The organism is Cellulosimicrobium cellulans, from assembly GCF_024124905.1.
GTDB classification, from domain to species: domain Bacteria; phylum Actinomycetota; class Actinomycetes; order Actinomycetales; family Cellulomonadaceae; genus Cellulosimicrobium; species Cellulosimicrobium cellulans_G.
Genome location: NZ_JAMXST010000004.1, coordinates 15,180 through 38,951, shown reverse-complemented (window position 1 = coordinate 38,951; position 23,772 = coordinate 15,180). Strand labels below are relative to the sequence as shown.

General features: G+C 75.5%; 22 protein-coding genes. 2 read left to right on the top strand and 20 right to left on the bottom strand.

Annotated features, from left to right (window positions below; genetic code table 11):
* Nucleotides 1-37 precede the first annotated feature (37 nt).
* Entirely contained in the window at nt 38-721 is a 684-nt protein-coding gene (gene phoU, locus NHH00_RS12435; protein WP_053370239.1) for a phosphate signaling complex protein PhoU, read from the top strand.
* A 172-nt stretch (nt 722-893) separates the two neighbouring features.
* Here phoU and NHH00_RS12430 read toward each other — a convergent pair whose 3' ends face one another.
* Entirely contained in the window at nt 894-1,631 is a 738-nt protein-coding gene (locus NHH00_RS12430; RefSeq protein WP_253052588.1) for a phosphoglyceromutase, read from the bottom strand.
* 124 nt (nt 1,632-1,755) lie between these two features.
* Between NHH00_RS12430 and NHH00_RS12425 the strand changes: the two genes are divergently transcribed.
* Nucleotides 1,756-2,202, top strand: coding sequence for a nitroreductase family deazaflavin-dependent oxidoreductase (locus tag NHH00_RS12425; RefSeq protein ID WP_253052586.1), 447 nt, complete (start codon nt 1,756-1,758; stop codon nt 2,200-2,202).
* A gap of 25 nt (nt 2,203-2,227) precedes the next feature.
* Here NHH00_RS12425 and mshA read toward each other — a convergent pair whose 3' ends face one another.
* The 19 genes from mshA to tilS form a co-directional block, all read right to left on the bottom strand.
* Nucleotides 2,228-3,484: a D-inositol-3-phosphate glycosyltransferase gene (gene mshA, locus NHH00_RS12420; protein ID WP_253053643.1), complete on the bottom strand. Its 1,257-nt coding sequence runs from the start codon at nt 3,482-3,484 to the stop codon at nt 2,228-2,230.
* A gap of 69 nt (nt 3,485-3,553) precedes the next feature.
* On the bottom strand, nt 3,554-4,750 hold the full coding sequence (locus tag NHH00_RS12415; RefSeq protein ID WP_253052584.1) for a lactonase family protein: 1,197 nt from the start codon (nt 4,748-4,750) through the stop codon (nt 3,554-3,556).
* 137 nt (nt 4,751-4,887) lie between these two features.
* A complete protein-coding gene (locus tag NHH00_RS12410) occupies nt 4,888-5,223 on the bottom strand; it encodes a histone-like nucleoid-structuring protein Lsr2 (RefSeq protein ID WP_253052582.1) in 336 nt (111 codons plus the stop codon).
* Between the two features lie 175 nt (nt 5,224-5,398).
* Complete coding sequence (locus tag NHH00_RS12405; RefSeq protein WP_253052580.1) at nt 5,399-5,578, bottom strand: hypothetical protein; 180 nt, start codon at nt 5,576-5,578, stop codon at nt 5,399-5,401.
* 26 nt (nt 5,579-5,604) lie between these two features.
* Entirely contained in the window at nt 5,605-7,065 is a 1,461-nt protein-coding gene (gene lysS / locus NHH00_RS12400; protein WP_253053641.1) for a lysine--tRNA ligase, read from the bottom strand.
* Nucleotides 7,066-7,263: 198 nt separating this feature from the next.
* Nucleotides 7,264-8,220 (bottom strand): carboxylating nicotinate-nucleotide diphosphorylase, encoded by a 957-nt coding sequence (nadC, locus tag NHH00_RS12395; protein WP_253053639.1) that lies wholly within the window; start codon nt 8,218-8,220, stop codon nt 7,264-7,266.
* 140 nt (nt 8,221-8,360) lie between these two features.
* A complete protein-coding gene (locus tag NHH00_RS12390; protein ID WP_253052578.1) occupies nt 8,361-10,061 on the bottom strand; it encodes an L-aspartate oxidase in 1,701 nt (566 codons plus the stop codon).
* The gene (gene panD / locus NHH00_RS12385) at nt 10,058-10,525 is read right to left on the bottom strand and encodes an aspartate 1-decarboxylase (RefSeq protein WP_253053637.1); all 468 of its coding nucleotides are present in this window, start codon (nt 10,523-10,525) and stop codon (nt 10,058-10,060) included. The genes NHH00_RS12390 and panD overlap by 4 nt, the downstream gene beginning before the upstream one ends.
* Before the next feature lie 53 nt (nt 10,526-10,578).
* Nucleotides 10,579-11,595, bottom strand: a complete 1,017-nt coding sequence (panC, locus tag NHH00_RS12380) for a pantoate--beta-alanine ligase (RefSeq protein WP_253052576.1) — start codon at nt 11,593-11,595, stop codon at nt 10,579-10,581.
* Nucleotides 11,592-12,599 (bottom strand): Rossmann-like and DUF2520 domain-containing protein, encoded by a 1,008-nt coding sequence (locus NHH00_RS12375; protein WP_253052574.1) that lies wholly within the window; start codon nt 12,597-12,599, stop codon nt 11,592-11,594. The genes panC and NHH00_RS12375 overlap by 4 nt, the downstream gene beginning before the upstream one ends.
* Nucleotides 12,596-14,206, bottom strand: coding sequence for a PH domain-containing protein (locus NHH00_RS12370; RefSeq protein ID WP_253052572.1), 1,611 nt, complete (start codon nt 14,204-14,206; stop codon nt 12,596-12,598). Before NHH00_RS12370 ends, NHH00_RS12375 begins: the two co-directional genes overlap by 4 nt.
* A complete protein-coding gene (locus NHH00_RS12365) occupies nt 14,203-14,721 on the bottom strand; it encodes a PH domain-containing protein (RefSeq protein WP_253052570.1) in 519 nt (172 codons plus the stop codon). Before NHH00_RS12365 ends, NHH00_RS12370 begins: the two co-directional genes overlap by 4 nt.
* 72 nt (nt 14,722-14,793) lie before the next feature.
* Nucleotides 14,794-15,303: a DUF3180 domain-containing protein gene (locus tag NHH00_RS12360; RefSeq protein ID WP_253052568.1), complete on the bottom strand. Its 510-nt coding sequence runs from the start codon at nt 15,301-15,303 to the stop codon at nt 14,794-14,796.
* Nucleotides 15,303-18,026: a 2-amino-4-hydroxy-6-hydroxymethyldihydropteridine diphosphokinase gene (folK, locus tag NHH00_RS12355; RefSeq protein WP_253052566.1), complete on the bottom strand. Its 2,724-nt coding sequence runs from the start codon at nt 18,024-18,026 to the stop codon at nt 15,303-15,305. Before folK ends, NHH00_RS12360 begins: the two co-directional genes overlap by 1 nt.
* Before the next feature lie 128 nt (nt 18,027-18,154).
* Complete coding sequence (folP, locus tag NHH00_RS12350) at nt 18,155-19,039, bottom strand: dihydropteroate synthase (RefSeq protein ID WP_253053625.1); 885 nt, start codon at nt 19,037-19,039, stop codon at nt 18,155-18,157.
* Between the two features lie 64 nt (nt 19,040-19,103).
* Complete coding sequence (gene folE, locus NHH00_RS12345) at nt 19,104-19,763, bottom strand: GTP cyclohydrolase I FolE (protein WP_253052564.1); 660 nt, start codon at nt 19,761-19,763, stop codon at nt 19,104-19,106.
* Nucleotides 19,763-21,865, bottom strand: a complete 2,103-nt coding sequence (gene ftsH, locus NHH00_RS12340; protein WP_253052562.1) for an ATP-dependent zinc metalloprotease FtsH — start codon at nt 21,863-21,865, stop codon at nt 19,763-19,765. Before ftsH ends, folE begins: the two co-directional genes overlap by 1 nt.
* Nucleotides 21,866-22,066: 201 nt before the next feature.
* Complete coding sequence (gene hpt, locus NHH00_RS12335) at nt 22,067-22,621, bottom strand: hypoxanthine phosphoribosyltransferase (RefSeq protein ID WP_047233909.1); 555 nt, start codon at nt 22,619-22,621, stop codon at nt 22,067-22,069.
* Between the two features lie 5 nt (nt 22,622-22,626).
* Complete coding sequence (gene tilS / locus NHH00_RS12330) at nt 22,627-23,769, bottom strand: tRNA lysidine(34) synthetase TilS (protein ID WP_253052560.1); 1,143 nt, start codon at nt 23,767-23,769, stop codon at nt 22,627-22,629.
* Nucleotides 23,770-23,772: the final 3 nt, after the last annotated feature.

Here is a 23,772-nt window from a genome sequence, read left to right as displayed (position 1 = left end):
ACGGACCGGACGGACCGGTCACGACGAGAGGGAAGCGATGCGGGAGATCTTCGAGGCCGAGCTGAAGCAGGTCGGCGACGACCTGGCCGAGATGAGCCGGCTGGTGGAGTCGGCCGTCAACCGCGCGGGGCAGGCGCTCCTCACGGCGGACCTGCAGCTCGCGCAGTCGGTCATCGGCGACGATCACACGATCGACGCCCTCGAGCGCGAGCTCGACGAGCGCTGCGTGCTCCTCCTCGCGCAGCAGCAGCCCGTGGCCACCGACCTGCGGGTCGTGGTCAGCGCGCTGCGCATGAGCGCCACCCTGGAGCGCATGGGCGACCTCGCACGGCACATCGCGCAGGTCGCGCGCGGCCGCTACCCGGCCCGGGCGATCGAGCCGTCCCTGCACCGGACCTTCGAGCAGATGCACGACGCCGCCGTGCGCGTCGCCCGCCGGACGACGACGCTCCTCACGACGCGCGACCTGACCGTCGCCGCGAACATCGAGCGCGACGACGACCTGCTCGACAAGCTCCACCAGGACACCTTCACCGCGCTGCTCGACGGCACGTGGACGGGGACCCCGCAGGAGACCGTCGACGTCACGCTCGTGGGCCGCTACTACGAGCGCTTCGGCGACCACGGCGTCTCCATCGCCAAGCGCGTGACGTACCTCGTCACCGGCGACTTCGCCGACGACCGCGGCACCCCCGCCGGCTCCGCCCGCGCGTCTGCCTGACGACGGCGCCACGGCCCTGCCGCGAGGTAGAGCCTCAGGTCTCGACGTAGGACCCGCGGAGCTCTACCTCGGTGCCGGTGGTTCTACCTCGCCGTCTCGGTTCCTGCGCACAGACGACCGTGGCCCGTCCGGGAGATCCGGACGGGCCACGGTCGTCTGTGCGTGCGGGCGGTCAGCGGCCCTGGTTGGCGACCGCGGCGGCGGCCTCGGCGGCGGCCTCGGGGTCGAGGTAGCGGCCGCCCTTCGTCACCGGCTTGAGGTCCTCGTCGAGCTCGTAGAGCAGCGGGATGCCGGTCGGGATGTTGAGCGCGGCGATGTCCTCGTCGGAGATGCCGTCGAGGTGCTTGACGATCGCGCGCAGCGAGTTGCCGTGCGCCGCGACGAGGACGGTCTTGCCCGCCTTCAGGTCCGGCACGACCTCGCCGTCCCAGTACGGCAGGGCGCGCTCGAGCACGTCCTTGAGGCACTCGGTGCGCACGACGGGCGCGTCGGCGTAGCGCGGGTCCGTGTCCTGCGAGAACTCGGAGCCCAGCTCGATCGCGGGCGGCGGGACGTCGTACGAGCGGCGCCAGAGCATGAACTGCTCCTCGCCGAACTCGTCGAGCGTCTGCTTCTTGTTCTTGCCCTGCAGCGCACCGTAGTGGCGCTCGTTGAGGCGCCACGACCGCTTCACCGGGATCCAGTGGCGGTCCGCGGCGTCGAGCGCGAGGTTCGCCGTCGTGATGGCGCGGCGCAGGAGCGAGGTGTGCACGACGTCGGGCAGGACGCCGGCCTCCGTGAGGAGCTGACCGCCGCGCTTCGCCTCCTCGGTCCCCTTCTCCGACAGGGCGACGTCCACCCAGCCGGTGAACAGGTTCTTGGCGTTCCATTCGCTCTCGCCGTGGCGGAGCAGCACGAGGGTGTAGGTCATGGGTTCCATCCTGCCGCACGGCCCGGCGCGCGGGCACCCGCGTCCCACGTGGTGGTGACCGTCGCCGTCGGGCGTGGGACGAAGGTCCGGGAATCGGGCGGGCGTCGCGCACGTTGCCCCGGACATGCCGATCGACGGAGAGTACGCCCCCAGCCCGAGCGCCTGGTCCCGCAAGCAGGCCGAGTCCTACGAGTCGTCCGGCGGGACGCGCAGCACGACCCTGAACGGGATGCCGGTGGTTGTGCTCACGACCCTGGGGCGCCGGACCGGCAAGGTCCGCAAGACGCCGCTCATGCGGGTCGAGCACGACGGCGTGTACGCGGTCGTCGCGTCGCTGGGCGGCGCCCCGAAGCACCCCGTCTGGTACTACAACGTCCTCGCGCACCCGCAGGTCGAGCTCCAGGACGAGGCCGAGCGCCACGACTACGTCGCGCGCGAGGTCCACGGCGAGGAGAAGGCGCTCTGGTGGGAGCGCGCGGTCGCCGCCTACCCGCCGTACGCGGACTACCAGGAGAAGACGTCGCGCGAGATCCCCGTCCTGGTCCTGGAGCGCGCCGCGCCGGACGCCTGACCCGCAGCGAGGGGTGCGCGCGGCATCAGCGCGCCGCGCGCACCTTGCGCGCCTGCGCGTAGACGTCGAGCATGCGCAGCGCGGCGGTGTCCCAGCCGAACCGCGCGCCGGCGCGCCGGGCACCGTCGCCGAGCGCGGCGAGGCGCTGGTCGTCGGCGAGCAGGTCGCCGAGCACGCGCGCCCACGTCACGGGGTCGTGGTCGGCGACGAGGACGCCGGACACCTGGTCCTCGACCACGGTCTTCAGCCCGCCGACGGCGGCCGCGACGACGGGCGTGCCGCTCGCCTCGGCCTCGGCCGCCACGAGCCCGAACGACTCGTTGTGCGACGGCACGGCGACGACGTCGGCGGCGCGGTACCACCGCGCGAGCTCGTCGCGCGGGACCGGCGGGCGGACGACGAGCCGGTCGCTCACCCCGACCTGGTAGGCGAGCGCCTCGAGCTCGCGCACCGCCGTCGGGCGCCCGCTGGGGCCGCCCAGCACGACGAGCGTCGGCACGGGATCCCCGCGCTCGGCGAGGACGCCGAGCGCCCGGACGAGCACGTCCGGCCCCTTGAGCGGCTGCACGCGGCCCGCGAAGAGCACGAGGCCGCCGTCGGTGGGCAGCCCCAGCCCGGCGCGCAGCACCCGGCGACGCTCCCGCCGCGCGGCGCCGTCGCCCGCCGACGCGCCGGGGTCCGGGGAGAACAGGTCGAGGTCGACGCCCGGCGGCACGACGTGCACGCGCGCGGGGTCCGCCGCGTAGTCGCGCACGAGGTCGTCCGCCTCGGCGTCGGTGCTCGCGACGAGCGCGTCCGCCTCGGCGACGACCTGCTCCTCCCCGATGATCCGGCCGAGCGGCTCGGGCGCGTCGCCCGGCGCGAGCGCGGCGTTCTTCACGCGCGCCAGCGTGTGCATGGTGTGCACGAGCGGGACGTCCCAGCGGTCGGCCGCGAGCCAGCCCACCTGGCCGGAGAGCCAGTAGTGGGTGTGGACGACGTCGTACCAGCCCTCGTGGTGCCGCGCCTCCGCGCGCAGCACCCCCGCCGTGAAGGCGCAGAGCTGGCCGGGCAGGTCGTTCTTGTCGAGCCCCTCGAAGGGCCCGGCGACGACGTGGCGCACCGTCACGCCGTCGGACACCTCGACCTTGCGGGGCTGGCTCGACGCCGTGGCGCGCGTGAAGATCTCGACCTGCGTGCCGCGGCGCGCGAGCGCGTGCGCGAGCTCGGTGACGTACACGTTCATGCCGCCCGCGTCGCCGGTCCCCGGCTGGTCGAGGGGCGACGTGTGCACGGAGAGCATCGCGACCCGCAGCGGGGTCGCCGGGTCCGGGGAGACGCCCTCCGGCAGCTCGAGCGCGGTCACGGCGGGTCAGGCCTCCACGACGCACGCCGGGGCCGGCAGCGCGAGCACGTCGAGCACGTGGGCGGCGCCGTCCGAACGACGCACGCGCAGGAGCGCGAGGTTCGACGTCGGCTCCTCCGCCGTGGAGTCGGCTTCCGGACGCTCGATGAGCGGGTCGTCGTTCTGGTTCGCGACGACGACGAGGTCGTGCAGCGGCTCCTCGGGCGCCGCGGGGCCGGCGAGCACGGCGAAGTGTCGAGGCCAGGCGCCACCCACCGGAGAGTCGGCGAGGTGGCGCAGCGAGGGGACCCCGCCGTCGTGCCCCGGCTCGACGGCGTGCACGGCGAGCACGTCGGCGCCGCGCACCGCGACGAGGACGCGCGACCCGTCCGCCGAGACCGCGACGTGGGAGGGGTAGTTCCCGCCGCCGGCGGGCGGCGCGGCGTGCGTGACGTCGTAGCGGGCGACGACGTCGTACGTGCGCACGCCGTCCGGGCCGTCGACCGGCGCGAGGACGAACAGGGCCGGGTCGAGCTCGCCGACCACGACGAGGTGACCCGACCGGAGCGCGGCGAGGTGGCGCGGTCCGGTCCCCGGCGGGAAGGTCGCGACGACGTGGGGGGCCGCGCCGTCCGGGGCAGCGGGGTCGTGGCGCCGCAGCTCGTCGGTGCCCAGGTCGACGACGAGCACGTCGCCGCGGCCGTCGTCGGCCGCGCCGAGGTGCGCGAGCGGGGCGACGAAGTGGGCGTGCGGCCCCTCCTGGCGGTCGGCGACCGGACCCGCGCCCGCGTGCCCCTGGCGGCGCACGAGGACGGCCGCGCCGTCGTCCGGCGCCGTGGCGAGCGCGCGGTCCGCGGCCCTCGCGACGGTCGTGAGGACGCCGTCCCCGTAGTTCGCGACGAGCACGTCGCCGCTCACGGCCACGTGGCACGGGTACGTCCCGCCCGTGGCGACGGGCCCGCCCCGGGGTGCGAGGCCGCCGTCCGGCACGACGGCGAACGCCGACACCGAGCCCGACGCCGTCTCCCCCACCGCGTACAGGGTGTCGCCGTCCAGCGCGAGGAACGACGGCGACGGCGTCTCGGCCGCCAGCACCCCGCCCACGAACGACCCCGTCCCGGCCGCGGCGTCGACGTCGAGCCCGACGCGCCACACGCCCTCCGCACCGCCGTTCGCCGGGTGCGGGTAGGTGCCGATCCAGAGAGCGCGGGTCGCGGAGGTCATGACCCGAGCCTAGTTCTCCGGGCGGGTGCCTCCGGCACCGGCCGACCACCGGGCCGGCGGGACGACGCCCGTGGACGCGAGAGCGCCCCGCCGACGGGCTCGTCGGCGGGGCGCTCCGGTGCTCGTGCGGTGTCGCGTCAGTGCGCGGCGTCGTAGGCCGTCTGGATCTCCTGGGAGATGCGGCCACGGTCGTTGACCGTGTAGCCGTTGGCGCGGGCCCACTCGCGGACCTCGGTCGCGCGGGCGGAACCGGCGGAGCGGCTGCTGCGGCGCGCGGGGCGGGCCGTGCTCGTGCGGGACGAGACCTTGCGCGCGTTGCCGACCCACGACGCGAAGGCGTCGCGCAGCTCCTGTGCATTCTTGGTGCTGAGGTCGATCTCGTAGGAGACGCCGTCGAGTGCGAACGTGACGGTCTCGTCGGCCGCGCCCCCGTCGAGGTCGTCGACGAGAATTACCTGGACTTTCTGGGCCACTGTGGTTACCTCACGCTTCACAGGAATGATTGTCCTCGTCAGGATGCCATCGAAAAGTCGGGACCGTCAATTGGCCACGCCGTTGTCCGGCGCGTGTCGCCCCGGCACGGCGCCCACCATTCCTGGACGCGGGTACGTCATTTTCTCGCTCTTTGCGCGCGGCACCGTGCGGGAATCAGGAGTCGCGCGAGGCCGTGACATTCCCGTCGACGGCCGATTCCTGTTCCGCGTCGAGGCGCGCGAGCGCGGCGCGCTCGTTGCGGTCGGCGCGCACGATCGCGCGCATCGCGACGTAGAAGAGCACGCCGACGCCGATCGAGGGGATCAGCGCCGCGACGGTGGGCCAGATGTCCATGCTGTCGATCCTAGGTCTCGGCCGCGCTACTGCGCGGGCTTCACGAGCGGGAAGAGGATGGTCTCGCGGATGCCGAGGCCGGTCAGCGCCATGAGCAGACGGTCGATGCCCAGGCCCATGCCGCCCGACGGCGGCATCGCGTACTCCATCGCGGTCAGGAAGTCCTCGTCGATGCGCATGGCCTCCTCGTCGCCGGCGGCCGCGAGCAGCGCCTGCGCCTCGAAGCGCTGGCGCTGGACCACCGGGTCCACGAGCTCGGAGTACGCGGTCGCGAGCTCGACGCCGCGCACGTACAGGTCCCACTTCTCGACCTGGCCGCGCACCGCCCGGTGGTCACGCGTGAGGGGGGAGGTCTCGACGGGGAAGTCGCGCACGAACGTCGGCGCGACGAGGTGGTCGCCCACCAGGTGCTCCCACAGGCCCTCGACGAGCTTGCCGTGGTTGACGTTCTTCGGGTCGAAGGTGAGCTCGAACGTGTCGGCGTACTTCCGCAGCGACTCGACCGACGTCTCGGGCGTGATCGCCTCGCCCAGCGCGTCCGAGAGCGAGTCGTACATCTTCAGCTGCGTCCATTCGCCGCCGAGGTCGTATTCCGTGCCGTCGGCGAGCGTGACGAGAGTCGTGCCGAGCGCGTCCTGCGCGGCGCGCTGCACGAGGTTCTGCGTGAGCACGGCCATCGTGTCGTAGTCGCCGTAGGCCTCGTACGCCTCGAGCATCGCGAATTCCGGCGAGTGCGTGGAGTCGACGCCCTCGTTACGGAAGTTGCGGTTGATCTCGAACACCTTCTCGACACCGCCGACCGCCGCGCGCTTGAGGAACAGCTCCGGGGCGATGCGCAGGAACAGGTCGATGTCGAATGCATTCATGTGCGTCTCGAACTGGCGTGCCGCCGCACCCTCCGGGCGCGTCTGCAGCATCGGCGTCTCGACCTCGACGAAACCGCGCTCCCAGAAGTTCTCGCGGATCGAGCGCACGACGGCGGCACGCAGACGCACCGTGTCCCGGGCGGCCGGGCGCGCGATGAGGTCGACGTAGCGCTGGCGCACGCGCGCCTCCTCCGAGAGCTCCTTGTGGAGCACCGGGAGCGGGCGCAGCGCCTTCGCGGCGATCTGCCACGCGTCGGCGAACACGCTCAGCTCGCCGCGGCGCGAGCTGATGACGCGGCCGTGCGCGAACAGGTGGTCGCCGAGGTCGACGTCGGACTTGAACGCCGCGAGCGACTCCTCCCCGACCACGGCCTGGCTGAGCATGACCTGCAGGCGGTTGCCCTCGCCGTCCTGCAGCGTGGCGAAGCACAGCTTGCCGGTGTTGCGCAGGAACACGACCCGGCCGGCGACGCCGACCTCGTCCTGCGTCTCCTCGCCGGTCCCCAGGTGCGCGTACGCGGCCCGGACGTCGGCGATCGTCGTCGTGCGCGGGACGGAGACGGGGTACGGCTCGTCGCCCCGTGCGAGGATCCGCTCGCGCTTCTCGCGGCGGACCTGCATCTGCTCCGGCACGTCGTCGACGTGCTCCTCGGGCTGGCGCGCGTCAGGAGAGGGGGTTCCGTCGGGGGAGGTCACCCGAGGATTCTACCGACGCTCCCGCGTCGCCGAGGTAGAGCCCCGGTCTGGCGAGGTAGAGCCATGGTCGCGCGAGGTAGAGCCGTGGTCATGACCAGGGCTCTACCTCGCGAGACCAGGGCTCTACCTCGGCGGGAGGGTGGGGAGGAGGTCGAGCGCGAGGTCCAGGATCGGGGCCGAGTGGGTGAGCGCGCCGACCGAGAGGTAGTCGACGCCGGTGCCCGCGACCTCGCGCGCGCGGTCCAGCGTGAGGTTGCCCGTCGCCTCGAGCTCGACCTTCGCCGGGACGCCGTCCGTCCCCTCGCGCGCCCGGACGGCTGCGACCGTCTCGGCGAGGACCGGGGTCGGCATGTTGTCGAGCAGCAGGAAGTCCGCGCCCGCCGCGACGGCCTCGAGCGCCTGTGCCGTCGTGTCGGCCTCGACCTGGACGAGCACGTCCGGGAACGTGCGGCGGATCGCGTCGATCGCGGCGCTCACCGACCCGGCGGCCACGACGTGGTTGTCCTTGACCATCGCGACGTCGTAGAGCCCCATGCGCTTGTTCGTCCCGCCCCCGGCGCGCACGGCGTACTTCTCCAGCGCGCGCAGGCCGGGCGTCGTCTTGCGCGTGTCCAGCACCTGCGCGCCCGTCCCGGCGAGCTCGCGCGCCCACGCACGCGTCGCCGTCGCGACGCCCGACGCGCGGCTCGCGAGGTTGAGCAGCGTGCGCTCGGCGGTGAGCAGCACCTGGACGGGGCCGGTCAGCGCGGCGAGCACGCGGCCGCGGCCGACGGCCTCGCCGTCGGACGCGACGAACGTCACCTCGACGAGCGGGAGGCCGAACCGCTCCGCGACCTGCCGCGTCACCTCCTCGACGACGACGAGCCCCGCCACGACCCCGTCCGCGCGCGCCACGAGGTGCGCGGTCCCCGTGGCCGACGGCGGCACGGTCGCCTGCGTCGTGACGTCGCGACCCGGCGCGACGCCCAGGTCCTCGTCGAGCGCCCGCTCGACGGTCTCGGCGATCCACGCCGGGTCGAGCCCCGGCTCGACGCGTGACGGGACGGGCGGCGCTCCGCCGTCGGACGGAAGGGCGGGCACGGGCTCGGCAGGGCTGCTCACGCCCCCACGGTAGTCGGCCCCGCGTGGCGCCGAGCACGACCCTGCGCTCCGTCGAGCACGACGTTGCGGTCGTTATCCGGCGGATGACGACCGCAACGTCGTGCTCGGCGCGGGGTCCGTCAGCCGACGCGGAGCGTTCCGTCGGCGTCGAGCGACACCAAGACGCGGCGCTCCCAGGCCGGGTCCGTGTCCGGGAAGTCGGTGCGGAAGTGGCCGCCGCGGCTCTCCGTGCGCAGCGCCGCCGCCGCGGTGAGGGCGGTCGCGACCTGGTGGACGTTCGTCGTCTCCCACTCCGCGGCCTGCGGCTGTGCGACGACGTCGCTCGCCTCGTGCGCGTCGGTCCGGACCGCGGCGAGCCGGGCCGCGGCGACGGCGAGGCCGTCGCCGTCGCGGATCACGCCGGGGCCCGCCGAGGCGATCGACTGGATGCGTGAGCGCGCCGCGGCCGCGACGAGCGCGGACGGCCCCGGCCGGCCGGACGGCTCGACCTGCTCGAGCTCGCCCGCCGCGACCCGGTCGGTGATCTGGCGCGCCGCGCGGTGCGCGAACACCAGGCCCTCGAGCAGCGAGTTGGAGGCGAGCCGGTTGGCGCCGTGGACGCCCGTGCACGCGACCTCGCCGATGGCGTAGAGGCCGTCGACGGTGGACCTCCCGTGCAGGTCGGTCACGACACCGCCCGAGTGGTAGTGCTGCGCGGGCGCCACGGGGACGGGCTCCTCGGTCCAGTCGAGGCCGTTCTCCGCGAGCCGCTCGGTGATCGTGGGGAAGCGCGAGCGCAGGAAGTCGGCGCCGAGGTGGCGCGCGTCGAGCAGCACGTGGTCCGAGCCCGTCGCGGCCATCTGCCGCACGATCGCGTGCGCGACGACGTCGCGCGGCGCGAGCTCGGCCATGGGGTGCTGCGCGGGCATGAACCGGTGGCCGTCGGTGTCGAGGAGGATCGCGCCCTCGCCCCGCACGGCCTCGGAGATGAGCGGGAGCTGCCCCTTGGCGCCGAGGCCGAGCCACAGCACCGTGGGGTGGAACTGCACGAACTCGAGGTCGCCGAGCGTCGCGCCCGCACGCAGCGCCGCGGCGATGCCGTCGCCCGTGGCCTGCGGCGGGTTGGTCGACGAGCGGAACACCTGCCCCACTCCCCCGGTCGCGAGCACGACCGCGCGCGCGAGCACCGCCCCGACGCCGTCGCGCGTGCCCTCGCCGCGCACGTGGAGCGTGACACCGCAGGCACGCGGGGAGCCGTCCGGTCCTGCACCGGTGAGGACGTCGAGCACGAGCGCGTTCTCGATGACCTCGATGCCCGGGTCGGCGCGGACCGCCTCGAGCTGTGCGACGAGAGCGCGCGAGATCTCGGCCCCGGTCGCGTCGCCGCCCGCGTGCGCGATGCGGTCGGCGTGGTGACCGCCCTCGCGCGTCAGGGCGATGTCGCCGTTCTCGGCCCGGTCGAAGTTCGCGCCGCGCGCGACGAGCTCGCGCACGCGCGCCGGACCCTCGGTGACGAGCACCTCGACGGCGGCCGGGTCGCACACGCCGCCGCCCGCGACGAGCGTGTCCGCGAGGTGCGCCTCGGGCGAGTCCTCGGGGTCGAGCGCCGCGGCGATGCCGCCCTGCGCCCACACCGTGGAGCCCGACGACAGCTCGCCCTTCGTCACGAGCAGGACGCGCGGCACTCTCGTGCGCAGCTCGAGCGCGGCGGTGAGGCCCGCGATGCCCGAGCCGACGACGACGACGTCCGTCGTCGTCGTCCAGCCCGGCGCCGGGGCGGCGAGGGTCCGGGCGAGCGTCCGAACGACCGCAGGCGTCGAGGACCCGCCGCGTCCGCTCACGCGGGGCGCACCACGGACGCGTCGCCGCCGGCCGCCCCCGCGCCGCCCCCGGCGCGGAACGGGCCGAACGGCAGCCCGCTCGCCTCGAGGCCGTGACCCGCGGGCACGAGGCCGGGCTCGTCCGAGAGCTCGACGATCCGGTTCTGCGCGTCCACGAAGACGACGTTCGGCAGGTAGGTGCGCGCGTCGGCGTCGTCGAGCATGCCGTAGGCGATGAGGATGACCACGTCGCCCGGCTTCACGAGGTGCGCGGCGGCGCCATTGATGCACACCTGCCCCGCGCCGCGCTCGCCCGGGATGACGTACGTCGTCAGGCGGGCTCCGTTGGTGACGTCCACGACGTCGACCTGCTGGCCCGGGTAGAGGTCCGCGGCGTCGAGCAGGTCGGCGTCCACGGTGATCGAGCCGACGTAGTGCAGGTCGGCCTGCGTCACCGTCGCGCGGTGGATCTTGCCGATCATCATGGGGCGCTGCAGGGACGCCGGACGACGGTGCCGGCTCGGCGGGGTCGGCGCGGTCACGCGGTACCTCCAGGTGCGGGGGCACGGCCGACGGGGTCGGCGGCCCGGGTCGCGGGCGGCGCGATCTCGACGGCCGCGTTGTCGATGAGACGGGTGGTGCCCACGCGTGCCGCGACCAGGAGGAGCCCGGGGCCGACGGCGCCGGGCGCCAGGTCCTCCACGGTAGCGGGATCGACGAGCACCACGTAATCCAGGTCAACGCCGTCGGCGGCGTCCAGGATTCCCCGCGCCGCGGCGAGGACGCTCCCGGCGTCGGCGCCCGCCGCCGCGGCGCCCTGCCCGGCCCGCAGGGCACGGCTCAGCGCGAGCGCCCGGTCCCGCTCGGCGGGCGACAGGTAGGCGTTGCGCGACGAGCGCGCGAGGCCGTCCGCCTCGCGCACGGTGGGCACCGCGAGGATCTCCACGTCGAGATCGAGGTCGGCGACCAGGCGCCGCACCGCGAGGAGCTGCTGCGCGTCCTTGGCCCCGAACACCGCGACGTCCGGGCGCACGAGGTGGAGCAGCTTGAGGACGACCGTGAGCACGCCGTCGAAGTGGCCGGGTCGCGACGCGCCCTCCAGCACGGTGCCGATCCGGCCCGAGGTGACCCGGACGATCGGGCCGGTGCCGCCCGTCGACCCGAGGTCCGGGTACAGCTCCTCGACGGTCGGGGCGAAGACGACGTCCACCGCGACGTCGGCTCCGGCGGCCGCGAGGAGCGCGACGTCCGCCGCGACGTCGCGCGGGTAGCGCTCGAAGTCCTCGCCCGGCCCGAACTGGAGCGGGTTGACGAAGTCGGTGACCACGACCTGGCCGTGCGGCCCGACCTCGGCCCGCGCCCGCCGCACGAGCTCGAGGTGCCCGGCGTGCAGCGCGCCCATCGTCATGACGACGGCGCGGCGCGCGCCCGGGTGCTCGGCGGACCAGGCGTCGAGCGTCGCGCGGAGGTCGGCACGGGTCGCGACGACGCGCGGGGTCGCGGTCGAGACGTCGGCCGAGGCGGCCGAGGCGGCCGGGCGGGGGGTGGTGGTCATGCCGTTCCTTCGTCGTCGTGCCGCGCACCCTCAGGGTCGGAGGGGGCGGCGGGCTCGTCGGGGTCCGCGCCGAGCGCGTCGAGCAGCGCGCGGGCCGTCCGCTCGTCGAGGCGACCGCCCGCGAGCGCGCGGTGGGTCGCGGCGCGGCTCAGCGCCCGGTACGACGGCGGCACGTCGGCCGCGTCGCTCGTCGCCGCGAGCGCGTCGAGGGCGGCCAGGTGCTCGCGGACGGTGCCGACGTCGCCGCGCACCACGGGACCGGTGAGGCCGAGGAGAGCGCCGGCGCCCGACCCGGTCCCCGACTCGGCGCCCGCGTCGGCGCCGCGGGTCGCGCCGTCGAGCGCGGCGGCGAGCAGCGGGGCGAGCGCGCGCCCCGGCCGGTCGACGCCCGCGGCCTCCAGCGCCTGCGCCGCCTGGGCGACGAGGACGACGAGGTGGTTCGCCCCGTGCGCGAGGGCCGCGTGGTAGAGGCCGCGGGACTCCTCCGCCACGACGACGGGCTCCCCGCCGAGCTCGACGACGAGCGCCTGCCCGATCGGCAGGACCGGCCCCGGCGCGGTGACGGCGAACGTCGTGCCCTCGAGCCGCGCGAGGTCGAGCGACGTGCCGGTGAAGGTCATGGCCGGGTGCAGGGCGAGCGGGATCGCCCCTGCGGCGCGGGCCGGGTCGAGCACCGAGGTCCCGTAGCGACCGGACGTGTGCACCACGATCTGCCCCGGCTGCCAGGCCCCCACGTCGGCGAGGCCGCGGACCAGGTCGCCCAGCGCGTCGTCGGGCACGGCGAGGAGCACGAGCTCCGCGCGCTCCACGACCTGCGGGACCTCCAGCACCGGCACGCCGGGCAGGAGGGTCTCGATCCGCTCGCGCGAGGCGTCGGACACGCCGCTCGCGCCGACGACCGCGTGGCCGGTGGCGCGCAGCGCGCTGCCGAGCACGGCGCCGACGCGGCCTGCGCCGACGACGCCCACGCCGAGGCGCCCCGGCCGCGATCCCGCCGCGCTCACGGCTGCTCCCCGTCGCCGACCCGCGGCTCGGGGGCGTGCGCGCCGGGTGCGCCCCCGGCACCGGGCGCGGAGGCGGGTACCAGCGGGACGTCGTCGCGACGCATCCACAGCTCCGGGCCGGCGTGCGCACGGGCCTCGCGAGCGCGCTCGGCCTGGGTGTCGAGGAGGCGCGCGGCGTCGCCCGCGTCGAGGTGCCAGACCTTCGGCGACACCGGGCCGGGCGTGGAGTGCACCGCGAACGTCGCGACGTCGAACCGGCGCTGCAGCGGGCCCTGCTCGAGCCCGAGCGACTGCGTGCGCTCGTGCGGCACGACGACGAGGCTGCGGAACACCCGCCCGCCGCGCAGCACGAGCGCGCGGTCGGTCACGGCGAAGCCGTTGCGCCGCCACGACACGAGGTCGAGCAGGCGCGCGCGCCGCGGGGTCACCGTGAAGTGCTCGCCCGCGTCGAGGCCGGACAGGCCCTCGTCGAGGAGGGCGCGCGGGTCGGACGTGCCGAGGTCGGGCAGGACGAGCCACAGCGCGGCGAGCGCCTCGTCGCGCGTCCCGACGGGCAGGAGCACGCTCGTCGTGTCCGAGCCGTCGGAGCTCACGCCGTAGCCCGCGACGTTGACGTCGACCCGCCACCAGTCCGGCCCGCGCCAGAACGGGCCCTGCCGCAGCCGCACGGCCTGGACGCGCCCGGGCGGGATCGTCTGGGACCGGGTCTCCAGGAGGCCGTGCCGCAGCCGGATGCCGTCGGGCGAGATCGCCGAGCGGAAGCCGAACTCGCCCGAGAACCGGGAGAACAGGAAACCGCCGAACCCGAGGACCGCGGGCAGGGCGCTGAACAGGATCCCGATCTCGCGCGTGCCGACGACGACCCCGGCGATCCCCAGGACACCGAGGACGAGGCCGACCGTCGCGCCCGACCGGACGAGCGAGGCGACGAGCCGCCCCGGCCCGACCGCGGTGACCGGCTGCTCGGGCGCCTCGGGGGCGACCAGGAGCCCGTCGGCCACCGGCCCGGGTGCGTCCGCCCCGGCGTCGGGCGTCGCGCCGGGCGGGCCAGCGACGGTCCCCTCCGTCCCGGTGGCGTCCGCCGTCGGGACGCCGACCGGGCGCTCGCGCGCGACCCGCAGTCCGGCGGCGCGCGCGAGCAGGTCGTTGCGCAGCCGGTTGGCCTCCACCTCCTTGAGGAAGCCGAGCTTCACGCCCGAGTCCGCGCCCCCGGCGACCTCGAGCTTGAGCTCCGCGAGGCCGAAGAAGCGCGCGAGGAGCGGCTGCACGACGTCGACCGCCTGGAGCCGGTCCAGCCGCGCCTTGCGCTGCTGCCGGAACAGCACGCCCGTGCGCAGGTGCACGGACTCGTCGTCGACCGCGTAGCTCGTCATGCGCCACGCGAGCGCCGAGTACCCCAGTCCCACGAGCCCGACCACGAGGATGCCGAGGAGGATCATCCACCAGCGGTTCCCCTCGAGGAGGTTCTCGCCCTCCGGCAGGCCGTTGAGCGTCTGCTGCCCGACGACGACGAGCAGCACCGCGATGACCGTCCAGCCGCGCACGAGCGGGGTGACCGGGTGCACCCGGTGCCACACGAGGTCGTCGGTGGCCGGTGCTTCGCTCACAGGCCCGCCAGCCTCGCCTCGCCGCGCGACGCGAGACGGTCGCGCAGGCGCTCCGCCTCGGCGGGCTCGAGACCGTCGATCGTCGCGTCGGTCGACGCCGACGCCGTGTGGAGCTGCACCTGCGCGATGCCGAGCTTGCGCGCGAGCGGCCCGGCCTGCACGTCGACGTACTGCATGCGGCCGTACGGCACGACCACGAGCTGGCGGAACATGATGCCGTGGCGGATCAGCAGGTCGTCGTCGCGCTCGGCGTACCCGATCGCGCGCACCTGGCGCGGGACGAGCACGAGCGCCCACAGCCCGAGGAGCACGAGCACCCCGAGCACGAGCCACTGCCACCAGTGCGGGAAGAGGATCGCCAGCACGACCGCCGCGACGGCCGGCACCGCGAGCGTGATGCCGACCGACAGCAGGCGCGCGGTGATCAGCCGGGGCGACACGCGCGTCCACTCGACGCCGGGCGGGTCGAAGGGGCCGGTGCCGCGGGGATCGGTGTCCCGTGCAGGGTCGGTCATGCGTCGATTCTCCCATCCCGTCCCGGTGCGCCCCGGGTCACGTGTCGTGCGTCACGCCCACGCGCCGCGGCGTCAGGCGGGCGTGCTCGCGCCCGGCGTCTCCGGGTCCTCGCGCGTCGTCGAGCCCTCGCGACCCTCGCCGCGGTCGTCGGGCGGGAGCTGGCAGAACCGCTCCGCCACGAGCCCCACCACGGCGAGCAGCACCGCGCACGCGACCGCGACGCCCGCCGCCACCGCGCGGTCGCGCTGCGCCTCGATCGAGAGGTCGGGCAGGGTCACGAGCACCTGCGCGCCGTACCAGCCCGCGAGCAGCGCGCCCGTGAGCGCGGCGGCCTTGGCCAGCACGAACGTGCGGGCCGCGCGGATCGCGTCGAGCGAGGGCCGCTTGCCCCGCTGGTACGCGCGGACGGTCCACCCGGCCCAGAACACCGCCCCTGCGAGCGCGACGACCGCGACGTCCACGATCCACGGCACCGCCGGCAGGTGCGTGCCTCGGCCCTGGAGGAGCCGTACGACGAACCAGCCCACGACCGCCGTGGCGACCGCCACGAGCAGGAGGGTGCGGACCGAGGTGCGCCGCATCAGCGCTGGGCGTCGTTCGCGGCGCCCGAGACCGGACCGAACGGCGGCCACGGGTCGGTCGCCGGGGGCAGCGACGCGTCGGCGAGCGGCCCGGGGGCCGACGCCTGGTTCGGCGAGTGGACGGGCGGCTGGACCGGGGCGAACGGCACCGACCGGATCATGCCGTCGTCGACGGCGTCCGCCGGGCCCGCGGGGGCCGGCGCGTGCGGTGCCGCGACCGGCGGCGCCGCCGGGTGGACCGGCGCGAAGGAGGTGAACGCCGAGGCACCGTGCTCCGCGGGCCGGACCACGTCCTGCGCCGGGGGCTCCGGGTCGGGCAGCGTCGCCGGACGGTGCGACGGCCCGGGGAACGGCGCGACGCCCGCCCCGTCCTGCTGCGTCCCGAACGACCCGTCCGGGACGACCGTCGTGGACGGCCCCTCCGCGGGGGGCACCACGCCCTCGGAGACCGGGGCGAAGACGGGCCGGACCACGGGCGCCTCCGACGGGGCGGTCGCCTGCGGCGGGACCGCGGCCTGCGGCGGGGCGACGGGGAGCGCCGCGCCCGGGGCGAGGGGCTCCTGCGGCGGCACCGGCTGAGCGGGCAGCTGCTGCTGCGGGGTCGGGGGCCGCTGGGGCAGCGGCTGCTGCGGGGCCGCAGGACGCTCGGGCACCGCCGGGTGCGGCGCCTGCGGCTGCTGCGGGGTCTGCGGCGGGACGGGCGGGTGCGGGAGCCCGGTCGGCGCGGGGCCGTCCGCCGGTGCCGCCTGCGCGCCGACGGGCGTCGGCCCCGAGGTCGAGGGCGCGTGCTGGGGTCCGGTCGCGGCGTCGTCCGACGGCTGCCGGTACGGGTCGTCGACGACCCCGTGCTCTGCCGGCGCGGGGGCCGACGGGGCGGGGGCGTCGGAGCCCCCGGTGGCGACCGGGACCGCCCCGGTGGGCTCGGGCGCGGCGTCGGTCAGCCAGTCGAGCGCGAGCCACCGGATCCCGCCCCGGTCGGGCGCGGTCGCCGCGAGCGCGGCGACCGGTCCCCCGCCGAGACCGGGCAGCACGGCGTCGGGGTCGATCTGCGACCAGGGCTCGAGCACGAACGCCCGCTCGTGGGCGCGCGGGTGCGGCAGCTCCAGGTCGTCGGCGACGGCCGTCAGCGTGCCGTACACGACGAGGTCGACGTCGAGGGTGCGCGGCCCCCAGCGCTCGTCGCGCACCCGGCCGTGGGCGTGCTCGACGGCCTGGCACGCGTGCAGCAGGTCACGGGCCGAGAGTCGCGTGCGCGCGAGCAGGACGATGTTGAGGAAGTCGGGCTGGTCGGGGCCGCCCACCGCGGCCGTCCGCGCGAGCGGCGAGACCTCCGTGATCTCGAGCCCGGAGATCCGGTCGAGGTCGGTGATCGCGTCGCGCAGGGTCTGCTGCGCGTCGCCGAGGTTCGCTCCGAGGGCGAGCACCACCTCGACGAACCCGGCGGGGACGTCGTCCATGCGGTCGTGCTCGGCGGGCGGCGCCTCGTCCGCCGGACCCGGCGCAGCCGGTTCCTCGGGTGCCGCGACCGGAGCGCCCGCGTCGGGCGACGCCGCGAGCGGCGCGGCGGCCGCGGCGAGCGGTGCGGCGGCCGCGGCGAGCGGCGCGGACGTCGGCGCAGCGGGCTCGGGCTGACCGGCGTGCTGCGCGGGCTCGTCGAACGGAGCGGGAGCAGCCTCGGGCGCGGGTTCCGTGCCCCGCTCCGGCAGGGGCACGGCGACCGCGTCGGCGGCCGGGTTCGCCGGGGCGACGGGCTCGGCAGCGGCCGGGGTCGGCTCCGGTGCGGCGGACGCGCCCGGCATCGGCTCCGGGGCGGGCGCGACCGCGGCCGGCGGTGCGACGGCCTCGAGCAGCGCGTCGTACGACGCCGGGCTCTGCTCCTCGGCGGGCCGGGCGACGTAGGTCGGCTCCTCCGGTGCGGCCGCGGCGGGCGCCGCGGCCGTCGAGTCGTCGCCGGTCGGCGCCGTCGGCGCGTCCACGACCGGCGCCTCCCGCGTCGCGTCGGACGCGTCGTCGAGGAGCGGTCCGCCCGCTCCCGGCTCGTGCGCCGCCTCGTGCGCGGTCCCGTACGGCGGCTCGGGCAGGTCCTCGGCCGTGGGAGACGGGACGTCGGGGACCGGCGTCGTGCCCGGGGGGATGCTCGGGGGCATGACGTCGGGCGCGGGGGCCAGCTCGGCGCGGTCCTCGGAGACCGGGGCGTCCCCGACGCCGTGGATGAGCGCCGGGGCGACCGAGCCCACGGGGATCGGCGCGACGGGCTGCCCGTCGCGCAGGCCGTGCTGCTCGGACCGGCGGGCGAGCGGCCCGACGACCGGCACGACGACGCGGTCGCGGCGGATGACGACCTCGACGTCCTCGAACGGGACCGTGATCGGCGCCTGGGGCTTGTGCACGGCGACGTCGACCGCCACGACCTCGTCGTGGGTGAGGATCGTCGCGGCGATGCGCTCGGCCACCGTCTCGACGAGGTCGGCGGGCGAGCCCGCGAGCACGGCCACGACGTCCTCGGCGACGCCCGCGTAGCTCACGGTCTGGGCGAGGTCGTCCCCGCTCGCCGCGGCGCGCGTGTCGAGGTGGAGCACGACGTCGGCGCGGAAGAGCTGGCCCTCGGCCTTCTCGTGCTCGAAGACACCGTGGTGCCCCGTGGCGCTCAGGCCCGTGAGCCGGATCCGGTCGAACGGCCGTCCGTCCGCGTCGAGGACCGCTCCTGCGAACGCTGTGGTCACGTCGTGCTCCCGTCCGGTGCTCCGTCGCCGCCCGCCGGTCGGGCGGACGGACCTCTCGGCACCGTGTCTCGTTGCGTGTGTCGTGCTGCGCCGGGCCGGCCGCGCCGCGGGGCCCGTCGCCCATCCTGCTAGGTCGTGGGCCGCGCCGTCGAGTCGCTCCCGGTCCTCGGTCGGTCGGTCGCGCCCGTGCTCCCGTCCTGGGGGCCCCACCCCGCCCCGCCTGCGCGGGACCATGCCGCCGCGACGCGCACGGCGTCGGCCGAGGCCCGGACGGCGTGGACCCGCACGCACCACGCGCCCGCGGCGGCGGCGAGCGTCGTGATCGCGGCGGTCGCGTCGTCGCGCAGCAGGGGCGGCACGGGCTGCCCGTCGGACCGTGCGAGGAGGTGGCCCAGGAACCGCTTGCGGGACGCGCCGACCAGCACCGGCAGGCCGAGCTCCTCGAGCTCGCCGAGGCGGGCCAGCAGGGGCCAGTTGGACGACCCGGCCTTCGAGAACCCCAGGCCCGGGTCGAGGACGACCTGGTCGCGCCGCACGCCCGCCGCGAGGAGCCCGTCCACGCGCGCGGCGAGCTCGTCGCGCACGTCCGTGACGACGTCGTCGTAGTCCTCGAGGTCGTCCATGACGTCCGCGTGCCCGCGCCAGTGCATGCAGACGTAGGCGACGCCCGTGCGCGCGACGACGTCGGCCATCGCCGGGTCCGCGAGCCCGCCCGAGACGTCGTTGATGATCCGCGCGCCCGCCGCGACCGCGCGCTCGGCGACCACGGCGCGCGTCGTGTCCACGCTGACGACCGCTCCCTCCGCCGCGAGCGCGGAGATCACGGGCAGCACGCGCGCGAGCTCCGCCTCGACGGGGACGCGGCCGGCGCCGGGCCGGGTCGACTCGCCGCCCACGTCGAGGACGTCGGCGCCCTCGCCCAGCAGCTCGCGCCCGTGCGCGACCGCGGCGTCGGGCTCGTACCACTCCCCGCCGTCGGAGAACGAGTCGGGCGTGACGTTGACGACGCCCATGACGAGCGTGCGGCCCACGTCGGCCAGCTCCTCGAGCCCGGCGACCACGAAGCGGTCCACGGGACTAGCGCCCCAGGATGAGGCTCATCGCCTCGGCCCGCGTCGCGCCGTCGCGCATCTGGCCGCGCACCGCGGACGTCACCGTGCGCGACCCCGGCTTGCGCACGCCGCGCATCGACATGCACAGGTGCTCGCACTCGACGACGACGATCGCGCCGCGCGGCTGCAGGTGCTCCACGAGCGCGTCCGCGATCTGCGACGTGAGGCGTTCCTGGACCTGCGGGCGGCGCGCGAAGACCTCGACGAGACGCGCGAGCTTCGACAGGCCGGTGATGCGCCCGTCGACGTTGGGGATGTAGCCGATGTGCGCGACGCCGTGGAACGGCACGAGGTGGTGCTCGCACGTCGAGTACACCTCGATGTCCTTGACGAGCACCATCTCCTCGTGGCCGAGGTCGAAGGTCGTCGTGAGGACGTCCGCCGCCTCCTGGCGCAGGCCCGCGAAGATCTCGCGGTACGCGCGCGCCACCCGGGCGGGGGTGTCCCGCAGGCCCTCGCGGTCCGGGTCCTCCCCCACCGCGAGCAGCAGCTCGCGCACGGCGGCCTCGGCCCGCTCCTGGTCGTACGGCGGCACGTCGGCGGGGGCACGCAGGTCCTCGGCCGAGCGGGCCCGGTTGATCGCGCCCGTGGTGGTGCCCGCGGGAGCGCCCGTGGGGGTGCCCATCAGTCCTGCCCCGGCTCGCGCACGTCGGTGACGTCGGTGGTGCCGTCGCGGCCGAGCGCCCGGTCGAGAGGGCTGTCCGCCGGGACCTCGCCGATGCGCTCGGGCGGCAGCTCGTCGTTCGCGGCCGCGGCCTCGTCCTGCGGGATCACCGGGGCGCCGTTCTGCGCCGCCTTCTCGGCGTCCGTGAGGACCGGCCCGCGCTGCGAGACGGCGCGCTGCTCGCTCGAGAGCCACACGTCGCGCGGCGCGCGCTTCTCGACCGGCGAGAACACCCGCGCGAGCTCGGCCTGGTTGAGCGTCTCCTTCTCGAGGAGCTCGAGCACGAGCGCGTCGAGCACGTCGCGGTACTGCGTGAGCACCTCCCACGCCTCGTCGTGCGCAGCCTCGACGAGCTTGCGCACCTCGTGGTCGACCGTGCCCGCGACCGACTCGGAGTAGTCGCGCTGGTGGCCCATGTCACGGCCGAGGAACGGCTCTCCCGAGCCCGTGCCGAGCTTGATCGCGCCGACGCGCTCGCTCATGCCGTACTCGGTGACCATCTTGCGCGCGATCGCCGTGGCCTTCTCGATGTCGTTCGAGGCGCCCGTCGTCGGGTCGTGGAAGACGAGCTCCTCGGCGACGCGACCGCCCATGGCGTACGCGAGCTGGTCGAGCAGCTCGTTGCGCGTCGTGGAGTACTTGTCCTCGGTCGGCATGACCATGGTGTACCCGAGCGCACGGCCGCGCGGCAGGATCGTCACCTTGGTGACGGGGTCCGTGTAGCGCATCGCCGCGGCGACGAGGGCGTGGCCGCCCTCGTGGTACGCCGTGATCTTCTGCTCCTTGACGTTCATGACGCGCGTGCGCTTCTGCGGTCCGGCCACGACGCGGTCGATCGCCTCGTCGAGCGCGCGGTCGTCGATGAGCTGGGCGCCGCTGCGCGCGGTGAGGAGCGCGGCCTCGTTGAGCACGTTCGCGAGGTCGGCGCCGGTGAAGCCCGGCGTGCGGCGCGCGACGGCGGCGAGGTCGATCTCGGGGACGATCGGCTTGCCCTGCGCGTGGACGCGGAGGATCGCCTCGCGGCCCTTGAGGTCGGGCGCCTCGACGGCGACCTGGCGGTCGAACCGGCCCGGGCGCAGGAGCGCCGGGTCGAGGATGTCGGGGCGGTTGGTCGCCGCGATGAGGATGACGTTCGTCTTGACGTCGAAGCCGTCCATCTCGACGAGGAGCTGGTTGAGCGTCTGCTCGCGCTCGTCGTGACCGCCGCCCATGCCGGCGCCGCGGTGGCGGCCGACGGCGTCGATCTCGTCGACGAAGATGATCGCGGGCGAGTTCTCCTTGGCCTGGGTGAACAGGTCGCGGACGCGGCTCGCACCGACGCCCACGAACATCTCCACGAAGTCCGAGCCGGAGATCGAGTAGAACGGCACGCCGGCCTCGCCGGCGACGGCGCGCGCGAGCAGCGTCTTGCCCGTCCCGGGTGGGCCGTAGAGCAGCACGCCCTTGGGGATCTTGGCCCCGACCGCCTGGAACTTGTCGGGCTCCGCGAGGAACTCCTTGATCTCGTGGAGCTCCTCGACGGCCTCGTCGGCGCCTGCGACGTCCGCGAACGTCACCTGCGGGGTGTCCTTGGAGACGAGCTTGGCGCGCGACTTGCCGAAGCCCATGACGCGCGAGCCGCCGCCCTGCATGCGCGACAGCAGGAACCAGAAGAGCACGCCGATGATGAGGAACGGGATGAGCAGGCCGAGCAGCGAGGACCAGAACGACGGCTGCGCGACCTCGGAGTTGTACCCGTCCTTCGGCTCCGCCGCGACGACCGCGTCGACCACGGCCTCGCCCTGCGGCTGGACGTAGTAGAACTCGACGTTCTTGCCCTTGTTCTCCTCGGTGTCCGTGCCCTCGTCGACGACGTAGTCCTTGGACAGCGTGAGCCGGACGCGCTGGTCGCCGTCCACGATGAGGGCCTGCTCGACCGTGTCGCCCGAGAGCAGCTCGAGGCCCTGGGACGTGTCGATGCGCTGGACGGTCGGGCGCGACAGCGTCGCGAACGCGATCCACAGGATCACGAGGCCCAGGACGATCCAGACGATCGGCCCACTGAGAATCTTCTTGATGTTCATCGGCGACGGGGCGTGCGCCCCGGATCCCTCCGCTCGCGCAAGTGTTCGGGCTCGAAACTACACTCTGGACCTTGACGCCTGCTGGGGATCACGCCTCTGTTCGCCCAGGGCGTGGCCCACGTCGCCTGGGCGCGGGCGGCACGCCGCCCGGACGCGGGCGGTCGTCGCGCCCCCGTGGCCGGGGGCGCGGCCGCCTCTCGTTCAGCTCGAGTACACGTGCGGCGCGAGCGTCCCGACGAACGGCAGGTTGCGGTACTTCTCCGCGTAGTCGAGGCCGTAGCCGACGACGAACTCGTTCGGGATGTCGAACCCGACGTACCGGACGTCGACGTCGGTCTTCGCGGCGTCGGGCTTGCGCAGCATGGCCGCGATCTCGACCGACGCCGGCCCGCGCGAGCGCAGGTTCGACAGGAGCCACGAGAGCGTGAGACCCGAGTCGATGATGTCCTCGACGATGAGCACGTTGCGGCCCGTGAGGTCCGCGTCGAGGTCCTTGAGGATGCGCACGACGCCCGAGGACTTGGTCCCCGACCCGTACGACGAGACCGCCATCCAGTCCATCTCGACGTGGCTGTGCAGGCGCCGCGCGAGGTCCGCCATGACCATGACGGCGCCCTTGAGGACGCCGACGAGCAGGAGGTCCTTGCCCGCGTAGTCGCGGTCGATCTGCGCCGCGATCTCGTCGAGCCGCGCTCCGAGCTGCTCCTCGGTGAGCAGGATGTTCTCGAGGTCGCCTGCGACGTCCGATGCTTCCACGGGGGTCACTCCTGAGGTGTGGGGGTGGTGGGGGTGATGAGGATCGTGGGGGTTCGCGGGGGGATGCTGCGCCGGGGCGTCGCGTCCGGGCCCAGGGAAAGCCTGCCACACGCGCGCGCGGCCCTCAGGTCGCCCGGCAGGTGCACGGGTCCCTGACCCCGCCACGCCGTGACGAGCGCGTCGAGCGCGTCGACGTGCACGGCGAAGAGGTCGCCCGCGGGGCAGCCCGCGCGCAGCGCCGCCGTCCGCAGCGCGCGACGCCGGAGGGCCGGGTGCGCGGTGGCGAGCACCCCGGCGTCCAGCACCACGTTCTCGGCGCCCGACGCCGCGGGCTCGCCGACCGGGCCGCCCTCGCCGTCGTCCGGAGTCGCCACCAGGGCGGTCACGAGGAGGTCCGCGGCGAGCGCGTCGAGCAGGTCGGCGTCGTCGCGCAGCAGGTCCGCGGTGCGCGCGAGCGCCGGCACGGCACCGGGCCCGAGCACGTCGACCAGCGGGGGCACGACGCGCGCGCGCACCTGGGAGCGCAGGGGCGGCGCCGTCGCGCCCGGCAGCGTCGCGTCGTCGCCCGGCAGGCCGTTCGTGGGGTCGTCCCACCACGCGAGCCCGAGCGTGCGGCACACGGCCTCGGTGTCCCCGCGCCGCAGCGCGAGGAACGGGCGCCGGTGGACGCCGCGTCGGGGCGCCATCCCGGCGAGCGAGCGAGCACCGGCCCCGCGGGCGAGCCCGAGCAGCACCGTCTCCGCCTGGTCGTCGCACGTGTGGCCCAGAAGCACCGCGGCGGCGCCGTGCTCGCTCGCCGCGGCGTCGAGCGCCGCGTAGCGGGCCGCGCGCGCGGCGGCCTCCGGGCCGTCGCCCGACGCCGGGACGACGACGCGGCGCACCTCGACCGGGTCGAGCCCGAGGCCCCGGCAGCGCTCCGCGGCGTCCGCCGCGACGCCCGCGCTGCCGGCCTGGAGCCCGTGGTCCACGACGACGGCGCCCGCGCGCAGCCCGAGCCGGGGCGCGACGAACGCCGTGGCGGCCGCGAGCGCCGTCGAGTCGGCGCCGCCCGAGCACGCGACGAGCACGAGATCCCCGCGATCCAGGTCCCCGAGCGCGCCGCGCACGGCCCGCCGGGCGGTGGCGACGACGGGTGCCGGCCCGCCCACCGG

Excerpts from the sequence above, each read along its gene's own strand:
- phoU (WP_053370239.1), top strand. The coding sequence starts at position 38 with ATGCGGGAGATCTTCGAGGCCGAGCTGAAGCAGGTCGGCGACGACCTG.
- NHH00_RS12365 (WP_253052570.1), bottom strand. The coding sequence starts at position 14,721 with ATGACCGACCCTGCACGGGACACCGATCCCCGCGGCACCGGCCCCTTC.
- NHH00_RS12425 (WP_253052586.1), top strand. The coding sequence starts at position 1,756 with ATGCCGATCGACGGAGAGTACGCCCCCAGCCCGAGCGCCTGGTCCCGC.
- panC (WP_253052576.1), bottom strand. The coding sequence starts at position 11,595 with ATGACCACCACCCCCCGCCCGGCCGCCTCGGCCGCCTCGGCCGACGTC.
- NHH00_RS12430 (WP_253052588.1), bottom strand. The coding sequence starts at position 1,631 with ATGACCTACACCCTCGTGCTGCTCCGCCACGGCGAGAGCGAATGGAAC.
- NHH00_RS12405 (WP_253052580.1), bottom strand. The coding sequence starts at position 5,578 with ATGGACATCTGGCCCACCGTCGCGGCGCTGATCCCCTCGATCGGCGTC.
- lysS (WP_253053641.1), bottom strand. The coding sequence starts at position 7,065 with ATGCAGGTCCGCCGCGAGAAGCGCGAGCGGATCCTCGCACGGGGCGAC.
- folP (WP_253053625.1), bottom strand. The coding sequence starts at position 19,039 with ATGGGCGTCGTCAACGTCACGCCCGACTCGTTCTCCGACGGCGGGGAG.
- NHH00_RS12360 (WP_253052568.1), bottom strand. The coding sequence starts at position 15,303 with ATGCGGCGCACCTCGGTCCGCACCCTCCTGCTCGTGGCGGTCGCCACG.
- ftsH (WP_253052562.1), bottom strand. The coding sequence starts at position 21,865 with ATGAACATCAAGAAGATTCTCAGTGGGCCGATCGTCTGGATCGTCCTG.
- mshA (WP_253053643.1), bottom strand. The coding sequence starts at position 3,484 with ATGCTCTCCGTGCACACGTCGCCCCTCGACCAGCCGGGGACCGGCGAC.
- panD (WP_253053637.1), bottom strand. The coding sequence starts at position 10,525 with ATGATGATCGGCAAGATCCACCGCGCGACGGTGACGCAGGCCGACCTG.
- NHH00_RS12415 (WP_253052584.1), bottom strand. The coding sequence starts at position 4,750 with ATGACCTCCGCGACCCGCGCTCTCTGGATCGGCACCTACCCGCACCCG.
- folE (WP_253052564.1), bottom strand. The coding sequence starts at position 19,763 with ATGGGCACCCCCACGGGCGCTCCCGCGGGCACCACCACGGGCGCGATC.